Annotated in this window: 12 protein-coding genes and 2 pseudogenes; 11 read left to right on the top strand and 3 right to left on the bottom strand. The window is 62.9% G+C overall.

The window, feature by feature from the left end:
• A pseudogene (locus tag CFE42_RS23780) lies at positions 1 to 96 on the top strand (integrase core domain-containing protein); the annotation flags it as partial.
• A 219-nt stretch (positions 97 to 315) separates the two neighbouring features.
• Here CFE42_RS23780 and CFE42_RS23775 read toward each other — a convergent pair.
• The 3 genes and pseudogenes from CFE42_RS23775 to CFE42_RS23765 form a co-directional block, all read right to left on the bottom strand.
• Positions 316 to 1,248: pseudogene (locus CFE42_RS23775) on the bottom strand (ATP-binding protein); the annotation flags it as partial.
• Positions 1,249 to 1,462: 214 nt separating this feature from the next.
• A complete protein-coding gene (locus CFE42_RS23770) occupies positions 1,463 to 1,975 on the bottom strand; it encodes a hypothetical protein (protein WP_004637063.1) in 513 nt (170 codons plus the stop codon).
• A gap of 177 nt (positions 1,976 to 2,152) precedes the next feature.
• Positions 2,153 to 2,410 carry an accessory factor UbiK family protein gene (locus CFE42_RS23765; protein WP_004637064.1) on the bottom strand — a complete coding sequence of 86 codons (258 nt, stop codon included), beginning with the start codon at positions 2,408 to 2,410 and terminating at the stop codon, positions 2,153 to 2,155.
• A 532-nt stretch (positions 2,411 to 2,942) separates the two neighbouring features.
• Between CFE42_RS23765 and CFE42_RS23760 the strand changes: the two genes are divergently transcribed.
• The 10 genes from CFE42_RS23760 (at position 2,943) to bfr (ending at position 12,139) form a co-directional block, all read left to right on the top strand.
• A complete protein-coding gene (locus tag CFE42_RS23760) occupies positions 2,943 to 3,767 on the top strand; it encodes a TorF family putative porin (protein WP_004637066.1) in 825 nt (274 codons plus the stop codon).
• A gap of 46 nt (positions 3,768 to 3,813) precedes the next feature.
• The gene (locus CFE42_RS23755; RefSeq protein WP_004637070.1) at positions 3,814 to 4,152 is read left to right on the top strand and encodes a P-II family nitrogen regulator; all 339 of its coding nucleotides are present in this window, start codon (positions 3,814 to 3,816) and stop codon (positions 4,150 to 4,152) included.
• A 30-nt stretch (positions 4,153 to 4,182) separates the two neighbouring features.
• A complete protein-coding gene (gene amt, locus CFE42_RS23750) occupies positions 4,183 to 5,730 on the top strand; it encodes an ammonium transporter (protein ID WP_004637072.1) in 1,548 nt (515 codons plus the stop codon).
• Between the two features lie 365 nt (positions 5,731 to 6,095).
• Positions 6,096 to 7,391 (top strand): glutamate--cysteine ligase, encoded by a 1,296-nt coding sequence (gshA, locus tag CFE42_RS23745; RefSeq protein WP_004637074.1) that lies wholly within the window; start codon positions 6,096 to 6,098, stop codon positions 7,389 to 7,391.
• Positions 7,392 to 7,423: 32 nt separating this feature from the next.
• A complete protein-coding gene (gene gshB, locus CFE42_RS23740) occupies positions 7,424 to 8,395 on the top strand; it encodes a glutathione synthase (protein ID WP_004637075.1) in 972 nt (323 codons plus the stop codon).
• Positions 8,396 to 8,514: 119 nt separating this feature from the next.
• Positions 8,515 to 8,970, top strand: coding sequence for a PTS sugar transporter subunit IIA (locus tag CFE42_RS23735; protein ID WP_004637083.1), 456 nt, complete (start codon positions 8,515 to 8,517; stop codon positions 8,968 to 8,970).
• The gene (locus CFE42_RS23730; RefSeq protein WP_004637085.1) at positions 8,939 to 9,208 is read left to right on the top strand and encodes an HPr family phosphocarrier protein; all 270 of its coding nucleotides are present in this window, start codon (positions 8,939 to 8,941) and stop codon (positions 9,206 to 9,208) included. The genes CFE42_RS23735 and CFE42_RS23730 overlap by 32 nt, the downstream gene beginning before the upstream one ends.
• Positions 9,209 to 9,253: 45 nt before the next feature.
• Positions 9,254 to 11,005 (top strand): phosphoenolpyruvate--protein phosphotransferase, encoded by a 1,752-nt coding sequence (gene ptsP / locus CFE42_RS23725; RefSeq protein WP_004637088.1) that lies wholly within the window; start codon positions 9,254 to 9,256, stop codon positions 11,003 to 11,005.
• A 230-nt stretch (positions 11,006 to 11,235) separates the two neighbouring features.
• Positions 11,236 to 11,511 carry a bacterioferritin-associated ferredoxin gene (locus CFE42_RS23720; RefSeq protein ID WP_004637090.1) on the top strand — a complete coding sequence of 92 codons (276 nt, stop codon included), beginning with the start codon at positions 11,236 to 11,238 and terminating at the stop codon, positions 11,509 to 11,511.
• A gap of 148 nt (positions 11,512 to 11,659) precedes the next feature.
• Entirely contained in the window at positions 11,660 to 12,139 is a 480-nt protein-coding gene (bfr, locus tag CFE42_RS23715; protein WP_004637092.1) for a bacterioferritin, read from the top strand.
• Positions 12,140 to 12,318 lie beyond the last annotated feature (179 nt).

Genomic DNA, 12,318 nt, shown 5'->3' with positions numbered 1-12,318 from the left:
CGTGCGATCGCCGACTGGATTCAGTTCTACAACCACCGACGGCCCCACCAAGCGCTGAAGATGAAGACCCCGGCTGAGGCATTCGCTTTAGCCGCCTAACCTGTGCAGGTTTCACTGGGTCATTACAAATCTAAGATGAAGGGAAGGTGGGCTAGTGCGGGATAGCGTTTTGCGAAGGTGCCGTCAGGCGTGTAGTTGACGGTATAGCTGCGATGATGTTGCATCAATGTTTTTGTGTTTTTCGATATTTCAATACTATCCGCAGTTGAAGAGGTTTACGAGTCATGGCTAGTTGTATTTGAGCAACTACATAACGAGGAAGAGCACGCCCTGATGCGCCAGCGAGATTTCGCCCGGCCTTGGCGTATTGCCCCCGCCCACCATCGCCACCGCAGATGCTGTGTGGTGTGGCGAACGGAACGGCCGCACCTTCCAACGCCGTGCGTCGAAGCCGCGCGTGGTCAGGCTCATCACCGCGGCGGCGGAAAGCGCTTCGTCATCGCTCATGTCCGGCAGCAAGCCGGGAAACCGTTGCGCGAGCATCGACTTGCCGGTGCCGGGCGGCCCGATCATCAACATGGAATGACCGCCGGCGGCGGCCACTTCCAGCGCGCGCCGCGCTTGCGGCTGCCCCCGCACGTCCGCCAAGTCGGGATAGCGGATGTCCGCGTCGACCAGCGCGGGCAGCGCGGGCGCGAGCTTGCGATCCGGCGCGCTCAGGTGGTCGCACACCTCGATGAGCGTGCGCGCGGGCAGGACTTTGGTGCCGCTTACTAGCGCAGCTTCGGCGGCGTTCTCGCCGGGCAGCACGAAGGCGCGGGCAAGTGGTGCGTCGCCATCGGCGGAGACGGGGTTGCGCGACAGCGCATACGCCATCGCCAGCGCACCGCGAATCGGCCGCAGATCGCCGGACAGCGACAGCTCGCCCGCAAACTCGTGCGCGTCCAGGTGCGTGTGCGGAATCTGCCGGCTCGCGGCGAGGATGCCCAGCGCGATAGCGAGGTCGAACCGGCCCGATTCTTTTGGAAGATCGGCCGGGGCGAGGTTGACGGTGATGCGCCGCGCCGGAAACTCGAAGCGGCTGTTCTGGATCGCTGCCCGTACGCGATCCTTGCTCTCCTTCACCTCGGTATCAGGCAGGCCGACGATGGTGAACGATGGCAGGCCATTCGCCAGATGGACCTCCACCGAGACGGCCGGCGCATCGATGCCCGAGAGGGCGCGCGAACGCAGTACAGCGAGGCTCATTGCGCAGTCCTTCGGGAGAACTCACTAGCAAGGCAGAAGGCTTGGCATCGGTGCATGGCGTGACGGAGTGTGACGGTTGCGGAACCCTCCACTGTGCCAGCCGCGTTGCACTGCCATGGCCATCGGCATCCAAATTTGACGATCGCTTTGGTATGAGAAACGGGCACAAAAAAACCGGAGCACTGGGCTCCGGCTTTGTTGTCGGCAGATCAATTCAGGGGAAGGCCGGCATGGCCGAGTCTTCGCCGCTGAAGCGGCCTTCGGGATGCGTCCTCTGCAGCAGCGCGCGTACCTCGCTTACGCGCGAGCGCGGCACATCGACCATCAGCAGGATCTGCCCATCCTCCACTGCCTGCTTGAACGGTTTCAGGCGGCTGTTGGGCACCGAACTGCCGATCATGCTCGAAGCCCACGCGCCAAACAGCGCGCCAACCACGGTGGTAATGCCGACCATGCCCCACTGCGGCCCTTCGCCAATGACCGGGAAGATGGCCGCCACAATGCCCGCCAGCACCCCTGCACCCCCGCCGATCACGAGCCCGTTCTGGGTGGCGTGGACGATGTCGGAAGTCTGGAGGATGTTGGCCTCATGCAGGCCAGTGAGGTCGACGCCGGGCTTGGAGACGAAGTGGATGTGGCGTTCGGTGATGCGCGCCAGCAGAAGGTCGTTCATCACGCGCCGGGCGCTGACGACGTCCGGCATCAGGAAGTAGAGGCGATGCTGCATGATCTTCTCCTCAAGCGCGGCTGCGCGATGCGTCTTAAGGACGTTCTAGATCAGTTCGCCAGCCGCAACAAGGCGGTGCATCAATCTTTTCGCTGTGCGCCGCAGCAAGGGTGCAGCGGTCGGCACAGCGGCCAGGCAGATGCGCGCCCCGCGCAACACCCGGCGGCAGCTCGCTGCTTACTGATCTGCGGGGGCGGCGGACTTGAGTTGAGCTTCCAGTGCGGCCACGCGCGTTTCCAGTTCCTCCAGACGCGCACGCGTACGTGCCAGGACCTGCGATTGCACGTCGAATTCCTCGCGCGTCACCAGATCGAGCTTGGAGAAGCCCTGGGTCATCATCGCGCGGACGTTCTTTTCGATGTCGGCCGCCGGCGAGTTGCGCAGGGCTTCGCTGACGCGGTTCTGGAAGTCGGAAAAGAGATCGGTCGGTTTCATGTCGTTTGCTCCGTGGGTCGTGCTGTCTGCGCCAGGCCGGTGCATGCACCGTAACCGTGCGCGTGAATTGCTGTGTCGTGGTGCGAAGGCCCGCGTCAGGCGCGTGGTTTCGGTGCTGCTGGCCGAGATGGTACCGGCTGAGCGCTGTGAACGGCACACCTTGCGTCAAATCTCGCTGCGATGCGGCATTGGCGTCCCCATCCAAATGGGGACAGAACGGATGGTCGCAGCTTCCGCGCCGCGCCCTGTGCGCCACCGCATGGGGCCGAAATCACTCTATCACATGGTTTTTATCGCGCCATGACGGCGTAGGCCGCCATGGCGTGAACCCGCCTGCGGCAACTGTTCACGGGCAGCAGGCGTTGCCAGGTGAAACCCGTCCCCAATTTCCTCCGCCTTTGCGCTATGGCGCAACGCGAGGCCGTAACCGAAGGCGCCCTCCAATCTGACGACAGCGACATGGCATGACAGTTGCAGAACTGGTGCGATTTTTTTCAATTCCGTTGCGACTGTCTAAAGGGGGAGAGCCGTTATGAAGAAGTTTGCGTACGCAGCCAGTCTGGTACTGCTGACCGGTGCCGTTGCCGGTGTCAGCCAAACCGCCATCGCGCAGTCCGCACCCGCGGCTGATGCACCGGCCGCCGCACCGGCGCCCGCGCCGGCCGCGCCGGCCGCACTCACGGCCAACGTCACGCTGGCCAGCCAATACCGCTACCGCGGCATCATGCAGACCAACAACAAGCCGGCCATTCAGGGCGGCTTTGACTACGCCATTCCTGGCGGTGTGTTGCCCGAGGGTTTCTACATCGGTAACTGGAACTCGTCGATCAGCTGGTTGAGCGATTCCAACTCGAACGTTTCCGCACCGATCGAGATGGACTTCTACGGCGGCTACAAGACCGAGATCGTCAAGGACGTGCCCATCGACGTGGGCGTGCTCCAGTACTACTACCCGGGCAGCTATCCCGACGGTTTCACGCGTCCGCACACGACCGAAGGCTATGCGCAGATCGGCTACGGCCCGGTCACGTTCAAGTATTCGCACGCGTTTTCGAACCTGTTCGGCACGCCCGATTCGCATCACAGCCAGTACTTCGATCTGTCGGGCAACTTCGATACCGGCTTTTGGGGCCTGACGCTGAACCTGCATGCGGGCTACCAACAAGTGCCCCATCAGACCGTGCGCGCTTCGTATGCCGACTGGAAGGTCGGCGTGACGAAAGACTTCGGCAACGGCTGGGCGGCGTCGCTGGCCTACATCGATACGAACGCTTCGCGCGCGTTCTATACGAACACGCGCGGCAACTACATGGGCAAGGCCACGGCCCTGCTGTCGATCACCAAGACTTTCCAATAACGATGCGGGGCGGCGCCCCGGTGCCGCCGACCGAGGAGGAACCAGCATGAAACTCATCATGGCCATCATCAAGCCGTTCAAGCTCGACGAGGTCCGCGAGGCATTGTCCGAAGTGGGTGTATCGGGCATTACCGTCACGGAAGTCAAAGGCTTCGGACGTCAGAAGGGTCATACCGAGCTTTACCGCGGCGCGGAGTACATCGTCGACTTCCTGCCTAAAGTAAAGATCGAAGTGGCCGTGCCTGACGACGTGGTCGAGCGCGCCGTCGAGGCCATCGAAAAATCTGCGCGCACCGGCAAGATCGGCGACGGCAAGATCTTCGTGGCCGACGTCGAACAAGTCATCCGCATCCGCACCGGTGAGACCGGTGGCGACGCCCTATAAGCCCCAATCCGCCAAGGAAGAGGTCAAAACATGAAAACCTGGTTCACACGATTCCTGACGGCTGGGGCCGTCGCTGCCGTGCTCGCAGGCGCCGTGATCTCGGCGCCGGCCGCCGCACAGGACAAGCCGGCGGCTGAAGCTTCGGCGCCGGTTGCCGCGGCCGCCGCTTCCGAGCCGGCCGCTGCCGCACCGGCAGCCGCAGCTCCGGCTGCAGCCCCCGCCGCCGCAGCTGCTCCAGCTGCCGCTGCGCCCGCCGCTGCTGCGCCCGTCCCCAACAAGGGCGACACGGCGTGGCTGCTGGTCTCCACCGCCTTCGTCATCTTGATGACGCTGCCGGGCCTGGCGCTGTTCTATGGCGGCCTGGTGCGCAAGAAGAACATGCTGTCGGTGCTGATGCAGTGCATGGGCATCTTCTCGCTCATCATCATCCTGTGGGCCATCTACGGCTACAGCTTTGCGTTTACCGAGGGCAACGCGTTCTTCGGCGGGCTGGATCGCCTGTTCCTGAAGGGTCTGACGCCCGATTCGGTTGCCGCCACCTTCAGCAAAGGCGTGGTGGTGCCGGAATACGCGTACTTCGCCTTCCAAGGCGCGTTTGCGGCGATTACCTGCGCGCTGATCATCGGTGCTTTCGCCGAGCGTGCGAAGTTCTCCGCCGTGCTGCTGTTCGTGGTGCTGTGGTTCACCTTCAGCTACGTGCCGATCGCCCACATGGTCTGGTTCTGGCCGGGTCCGGACGGCTTTACCGACGCCAAGGCGGCCGAGGTGATGACGGCCAAGTCGGGTTGGCTGTTCCAGAAGGGCGCGCTGGACTTTGCCGGTGGCACCGTGGTGCACATCAACGCTGCTGTGGCGGGTCTGGTGGGCGCTTTCCTGTTCGGCAAGCGCATCGGCTTTGGCCGTGAGGCGCTCAAGCCGCACAGCCTGACGCTGACGATGGTCGGTGCCTCGCTGCTCTGGTTCGGCTGGTTCGGCTTCAACGCCGGCTCGGCCCTGGAAGCCAACGGCAGCGCCGCGCTGGCCTTCGTCAACACGCTGCTGGCGACCGCCGCTGCCGTGCTGTCGTGGAGCTTCGGCGAGTGGTTCGGCAAGAGCAAGCCTTCGATGCTGGGTGCCGCATCGGGTGCCGTGGCTGGCCTAGTGGCCATCACCCCGGCCGCCGGCTTTGTCGGCCCGATGGGTTCGATCGCGCTCGGCATCATCGCCGGCCTGCTGTGCCTGTGGGGCGTGAATGGCCTCAAGCGCATGCTGGGCATGGACGACACGCTGGACGTATTCGGTGTGCACGGCGTGGGCGGTATCCTCGGCGCGCTGCTGACCGGCGTCTTCGCGGCGCCGAGCCTGGGCGGCACCGGCATCTACGACTATGTCGCCAACAAGGTAGCCGACGATTACTCGATCGGCGGCCAGCTGTGGATCCAGTTCCAGGGCGTGGCGACCACGGTCATCTGGTCTGCAGTGGTGGCGTTCATTTCGTACAAGATCGTCGATGCCATTGTTGGCCTGCGCGTGCCGGAAGAAGAGGAGCGCGAGGGCCTGGACATCACGTCCCACGGCGAAACTGCCTACGAAGACTGATCGTCTGCGTCATCCCGCAAAAGACCCGGCCGCGCGCCGGGTTTTTTGTGTCGCCACCTGAGCCGGACGTCCTTAAGTCCGATGTAAAAAAGCTTCAATTGCCTCTCGTTATGCGGGCGCTTACATTGCAGACGTGGTTTCCTCCACCTGCAGAACGCTCCCCGTATCTGTCAGGCTATTCCCCAAGCGCGGCAGCCCCGCGCTTTTTTTTGTCCGGTTTTTTTGTGTGGCCTGCTGCACTGCCGCACAGCGCCTCTTGCGAATCCTCTTTCCTGACCGCATATCGATAGCCCGCTGTCGTCTGCAAGCTATTGTCTGTTCCTCTACAATTGGAGTGGGCGATAAATAACATCAATAGGAAGGGTATGGTTCCGCACTTGATCACCGCGCTGAACGGGCCGCTGCTTGAGCTCGAGCAGAAGATTCTTGACGCCACGCCCGCCATCGAACGCTGGTTCCGCCTGGAATGGCAGGAACACACGCCGCCGTTCTACTGTTCCGTCGATTTGCGCAACGCCGGCTTCAAGCTGGCGCCGGTCGACACGAACCTGTTCCCGGGCGGCTTCAACAACCTCGCGCCCGAGATGCTGCCGCTGGCTGTGCAAGCCGCCATGGCCGCCATCGAAAAAATCTGCCCCGACGCCAAGAACCTCCTGCTGATCCCCGAGCGCCACACGCGCAACATGTTCTATCTGCAGAACGTGGCGCGCCTGTCGCAGATCATGCGCCAAGCGGGGCTGAATGTGCGTCTCGGCTCGCTCTCCGAAGACATCACCGAGCCGACCCCGATCGATCTGCCCGATGGACAGCGCCTAGTGGTCGAACCGATTAAGCGCATCGGTACCAAGGGCCGTCGCTTGGGCATGGAAGACTTCGATCCGTGCTCGATCCTGCTGAACAACGATCTGTCAGCCGGCGTGCCGCCCATCCTCGAGAACATCAACGAGCAATATCTGCTGCCGCCACTCCATGCCGGCTGGTCGCAGCGCCGCAAGACCAACCACTTTGCCGCCTACGATGAAGTGGCCAAGAAGTTCGCCAAGCTGATCGACATCGACCCGTGGATGGTCAACCCGTACTTCACCAAATGCAGCGGACTGGACTTCCATGAGCGCGCCGGCGAGGAGGAACTCGCCCACGCGGTCGAGACGGTGCTGAAGAAAACCGCCAAGAAGTACAAGGAATACGGCGTGACCGAGACCCCCTACGTGGTGGTCAAGGCCGACGCCGGCACCTATGGCATGGGTGTGATGACCGTGCGCGATCCTTCCGAGGTCAAGGGCCTCAACCGGAAGGAGCGCAACAAGATGAGCGTGGTCAAGGAGGGCCTGGAGGTCTCCGAAGTGATCGTGCAGGAAGGCGTGCACACCTTCGAGAAGATCAACGAAGCCGTGGCCGAGCCCGTCGTCTACATGATCGACCGCTATGTGGTGGGTGGTTTCTACCGGGTTCACACGGGCCGCGGCGTGGACGAGAATCTCAATGCGCCGGGCATGCATTTCGTGCCGCTGCCGTTTGCGTCGAATTCGCTGCCGGACAGCCATGCCAAGCCGGGCGCCGGTGAGCCGAACCGCTTCTATATGTACGGCGTCGTGGCGCGCTTGGCGCTGTTGGCTGCATCGCTCGAGCTTGAGAAGACCGACCCGAACCCGCTGATCTGATCGGCCGTATCCCCGCTGCAGAAGGAACCGCCATGCGCATCCTGTTCATCGTCGATCCGCTGTCGACGTTCAAGACCTACAAGGATTCCACCTTCGCGATGATGCGCGAGGCGGCGGCGCGCGGCTATGCCATCTACACGTGCCTGCAGTCGCAGCTCACGTTGGCGAACAACGTGGTCGAAACCGTTGCCACGCCTATCGCACTGACCGGCGATGAGGACGACTGGTATCGCGCCGGCGATGCTCGCCTGCTCCCGCTCACCGGCTTTGACGCCGTGCTGATGCGCAAGGACCCCCCATTCGACATGGAATACGTCACCAGCACGTGGCTGCTGGAGATTGCCGAGCGGCAGGGCGCGCGCGTGTTCAACAAGCCGCAGGCGATTCGTGACCATTCGGAGAAGCTCGCCATCGCGCAGTTCCGCGAGTTCACCGTGCCGACCATCGTGTCCCGCGATGCCAAGCGTCTGCGCGAATTCCACGCCGAGCAGGGCGACGTCATCTTCAAGCCGCTCGACGGCATGGGCGGTGCGGGCATCTTCCGCGTGGGACCGGATGGCCTGAACCTCGGGGCGGTGATCGAATCGCTTACCGACAACGGCGCGCGCACGATCATGGCTCAGCAGTACATTCCGGCGATCCGTGAGGGCGACAAACGCATTCTCCTGATCGGCGGGTCGCCGGTGCCGCATTCGCTGGCGCGGGTGCCGATGGCGGGCGAGGTACGTGGCAATCTGGCGGCTGGCGGTACGGGCAGGGCCCAGCCGCTGTCTGAGCGCGATCAGGTGATCGCACACGCACTTGCGCCCGTGCTGTGGCAACGCGGTCTGCTGCTCGTCGGCCTCGACGTCATTGGGGATTACCTCACCGAGGTGAACGTCACCAGCCCGACGTGTTTCCAGGAAATCACGCAGCAGACGGGCTTCAATGTGGCCGGAATGTTCATCGACGCGCTGGAGCGCGCCGCAGGCAAGAGCAGCGGATTGGGCCGCAAGCCCGCCTGATTGGGCGGCATGGCCCCTCCGCCGAGGGTCCTCCACAAGGGGGAAGTCTGGAACACGGCTGCACAATTGCGCCAAATGGCCCTGATACAATCGGCGTTACACCGATTCGCTTTTCAATCATGGCAGGGATTCTGATCATCGCTCATGCGCCGCTGGCCAGCGCACTGCGCGATTGCGCTGCACACGTCTATTGCGGACAGCCTGAAGGGCTGGGCGCAATCGATGTCCTGCCCGATGCCGAGCCGGCTGCCGTGCTGGCCCAGGCGCGCGACAAGCTCGCCGAACTCATTGAAGCCAACGGCGCGCTGGTGCTGACCGACATCTTCGGGGCCACGCCCGCCAATATCGCCTCGCGCCTGGCTGATCCGGGCCGCGTGCGCGTGCTGGCCGGCGTGAACCTGCCGATGCTCGTGCGCGCCATCTGCTATCGCTCCGAAAAACTCGAACAACTTGCCGCCAAGGCCCTGGCCGGCGGCGCGCAAGGCGTACTGCAGGTCGGCTCGACAGCCGTTCAGAACCAGGTTGCCAACCATCCGGACAAATATGCTGCAGAGGGATATCACCATCATCAATAAGCTCGGGCTGCATGCGCGCGCCTCGGCCAAACTCACGCAGCTCGCCAGCAAGTTCGATAGCCAGATCAAGATGTCGCGCAACGGTCGTCAGGTCGACGCCAAGAGCATCATGGGCGTGATGATGCTGGCCGCGGGCATTGGCTCCACCGTCACGCTGGAGATCGACGGCCCGGACGAGCACGACGCCATGGATGGTCTCGTCGCGCTCATCAACGATCGCTTTGGCGAAGGCGAATAAAGCGCCCGCCGCACTCCACTTCAACGCCCGCTCCGGCCAGCGTCTATGCCTTTTACCCTTCACGGTATTCCGGTCTCGCGCGGCATCTCCATCGGCCGCGCCCACATGCTGGCGCGCGCGGCGCTCGATGTGTCGCACTACCTGGTCGACGAAGACAAGCTTGACGCTGAGGTCGAGCGCTTGCGCAGTGCCCGCGCCACCGTGCGCTCCGAACTGGCCGCACTCAAGCGCGACCTCCCGAGCGATGTGCCCGAAGAGATGGGTGCCTTCCTCGATGTGCACGCGATGATTTTGGATGACGCGTTGCTCTCGCAGGTACCCGAGACACTGATTCGCCAGCGGCGCTACAACGCAGAGTGGGCGCTCACAACGCAGCTTGAAGAGCTGATCCGCCAGTTCGGTGAAATCGAAGACGAATACCTGCGCGAGCGCAAGGCCGACATCGAGCAGGTGGTTGAACGCATTCTGAAGGTACTGGCCGGCGCGCCGGCCTTGGCGCCGGCACCGGTGGCCGTTGGCTGCGATCCGGATGCCGGCATGATCGTCGTCGCACACGATATTGCGCCGGCCGACATGCTGCAGTTCCGCGGCCAGACCTTCGCCGGCTTCGTGACCGACCTGGGAGGCCGCACCTCGCACACCGCCATCGTGGCGCGTAGCCTCGACATTCCGGCGGCGGTAGGTGTGCATAACGCGAGTACGCTGATTCGGCAGGATGACATCGTCGTCATTGACGGCGACAACGGCATCGTCATTGTCGATCCGAGCACGTCCATCCTTGAGGAATACCGCCACCGCCGCAGCGAAGGCGAGCTGCAGAAGAAGCGTCTCGAACGTCTGCGTCATACGCCTACCGTTACACTCGACGGTACGCAAATCGAACTGCAGGCGAACATCGAAATGCCCGAAGATGCGGCTGCCGCTGTCAAAGCCGGCGCCGTGGGCGTGGGCCTGTTCCGCTCCGAATTCCTCTTCATGAACCGTCGTGGCGCGCTACCTGACGAGGAAGAACAGTTCCGCGCGTACCGCACCGCCGTTGAATCGATGATGGGCCTGCCCGTCACCATCCGCACCATCGACATCGGTGCCGACAAGCCGCTGGACATCCGCGACGACGTGTTCGAAACCGCGCCCAATCCGGCGCTGGGATTGCGTGCGATTCGCTGGTCGCTGTCAGAGCCGGCGATGTTCCTGACGCAGTTGCGTGCGCTGTTGCGGGCATCTGCGTTTGGGCCGATCAAGATTCTCGTGCCGATGCTTGCGCACGCCCGCGAAATCGACCAGACGCTCGAATTGCTGGCACGCGCCAAGGCTTCGCTCGACGCCGACGGCCTGGCCTATGATCCGGGCATCAAAGTCGGCGCCATGATCGAGATACCGGCCGCCGTGCTGATCCTGCCGGTGTTCCTGCGCCGCATGGATTTTCTCTCGATCGGCACGAACGACCTGATCCAGTACACGCTCGCCATCGATCGCGCCGACAACGCCGTCGCGCATCTGTACGACCCGCTGCATCCAGCGGTGCTGCAATTGATCGCGCGCACCATCCGCGAAGCGCATCAGGCGGGCAAGCCCGTTTCCGTGTGCGGCGAGATGGCGGGCGACGCTTCCATGACGCGCCTGCTGCTCGGCATGGGCCTCACCGAATTCTCGATGCATCCGTCGCAGTTGCTGAGTGTCAAGCAGCAGATCCTGCGCTCGGACCGCCCGCGCTTGATGCGCGAGGCCGACCGCCTGCTGCACGCCTGCGAGCCGGCCGAAATCGAAGAGGCGCTCGGCGCGCTGGCGCGGGCTTGATGCGCGTATCTCAAAAGCGCCGGCTGCACCGAGTGTCGCACCGGCGCATCGCCTTCCACGGGCATGACCTCGCTCTAAGTGACTGAAATTGCACGTCTTTCTCTGAAAAGACGGCCCACATGCACCTGCATGACCCTCCGCGCGAAATGGGGTAGAACAAGAATTGTTCTCATTTCCATTCTCTGTTATTCTGGTTTCACAGCGCGTTCTGAGCGCTGCGGAGGAATCCCGTGTACGTCTGTATTTGCAACCAAGTGACCGACCGCGAAATCCATGGCGCCGCCCGTCTGGGCGTGTCGACGATGGACGAACTCGCCGAAACGCTCGGCGTGGGAACGTGCTGCGGACAATGCCGGGACTGCGCCAAGCAGGTGCTCGCCGAGGCGGTGAGCTGCATCCCCGTCGACCAGACCTTGGGCCGTGCCAGCACGCATGCCATAATCGAACGTCGCGACGAGCCCGTCGCCAATGATCAGGCCATCGTGGCTGGTGCATTGGCTGCCTGATCTCCCGTCTTTTCCTGTCGCCGCGAATTGCCGCCCAGGCGCTGAGCCTCGGTGGCATTTGTTGCTTTCTGGTCAGGCACGGGGCTCGCCTTGAACGGACGCGTGCGTGCGTCCATCACCGCAGTTGCACTTTGCTGGAGCCCCAAGAATGAAAGGCGATAAGAAGGTCATCCAATATCTGAACGCCCAGCTCAAGAACGAGCTGACCGCCATCAACCAGTATTTCCTCCACGCGCGCATGTACGGCCACTGGGGGCTCAAGCGCATCGGGGACCACGAATACAAGGAGTCGATCGGCGAGATGAAGCATGCCGATCGCCTGATCGAGCGCATCCTGATGCTCGACGGCCTGCCCAACCTGCAGGACCTGGGCAAGATCTTCATCGGCCAGGACACGAAAGAGATCATCGAATGCGACTTGAAGCTTGAGCGCGCAGCACACGGCACCGTGGTCGAGGGCATTGCCTACTGCGAATCGGTCAAGGATTACGTCAGCCGCGAAATTCTGGTCGACATCCTGGACGACACCGAAGAGCACATCGACTGGTTGGAAACGCAGCTTGAGCTGATCGACAAGGTCGGCATTCAGAACTACCTGCAATCGCAGATGGAGCCTGAGGGCGAATAAGGCTCGTCAGCCGCAAAAAAGAAGGAGGCCTCGGCCTCCTTTTTTGTTGCCCGTGACCCGTCCTGAATAAGGTTGACACTTTTTCCCCGCCAGGGAGTGAGGGTCAAGATGGAAGGGCAGAAGAAGCGAACGCAGAGGGACTACACGCTGGCTTTTAAGTTGGCAGTGGTTGAGCAGGT

The organism is Ralstonia sp. PBBBR1, from assembly GCF_002256165.1.
GTDB lineage: Bacteria > Pseudomonadota > Gammaproteobacteria > Burkholderiales > Burkholderiaceae > Ralstonia > Ralstonia thomasii.
Note: the sequence above shows the minus strand (reverse complement) of the source record. Positions and strands in the feature narration are given on the sequence as shown.

What these genes read in the sequence shown, in the direction of transcription:
- CFE42_RS23770 (WP_004637063.1), bottom strand. Translation starts at nt 1,975, where the DNA reads ATGCAGCATCGCCTCTACTTCCTGATGCCGGACGTCGTCAGCGCCCGG.
- CFE42_RS23765 (WP_004637064.1), bottom strand. Translation starts at nt 2,410, where the DNA reads ATGAAACCGACCGATCTCTTTTCCGACTTCCAGAACCGCGTCAGCGAA.
- CFE42_RS23760 (WP_004637066.1), top strand. Translation starts at nt 2,943, where the DNA reads ATGAAGAAGTTTGCGTACGCAGCCAGTCTGGTACTGCTGACCGGTGCC.
- CFE42_RS23755 (WP_004637070.1), top strand. Translation starts at nt 3,814, where the DNA reads ATGAAACTCATCATGGCCATCATCAAGCCGTTCAAGCTCGACGAGGTC.
- amt (WP_004637072.1), top strand. Translation starts at nt 4,183, where the DNA reads ATGAAAACCTGGTTCACACGATTCCTGACGGCTGGGGCCGTCGCTGCC.
- gshA (WP_004637074.1), top strand. Translation starts at nt 6,096, where the DNA reads ATGGTTCCGCACTTGATCACCGCGCTGAACGGGCCGCTGCTTGAGCTC.
- gshB (WP_004637075.1), top strand. Translation starts at nt 7,424, where the DNA reads ATGCGCATCCTGTTCATCGTCGATCCGCTGTCGACGTTCAAGACCTAC.
- CFE42_RS23735 (WP_004637083.1), top strand. Translation starts at nt 8,515, where the DNA reads ATGGCAGGGATTCTGATCATCGCTCATGCGCCGCTGGCCAGCGCACTG.
- CFE42_RS23730 (WP_004637085.1), top strand. Translation starts at nt 8,939, where the DNA reads ATGCTGCAGAGGGATATCACCATCATCAATAAGCTCGGGCTGCATGCG.
- ptsP (WP_004637088.1), top strand. Translation starts at nt 9,254, where the DNA reads ATGCCTTTTACCCTTCACGGTATTCCGGTCTCGCGCGGCATCTCCATC.
- bfr (WP_004637092.1), top strand. Translation starts at nt 11,660, where the DNA reads ATGAAAGGCGATAAGAAGGTCATCCAATATCTGAACGCCCAGCTCAAG.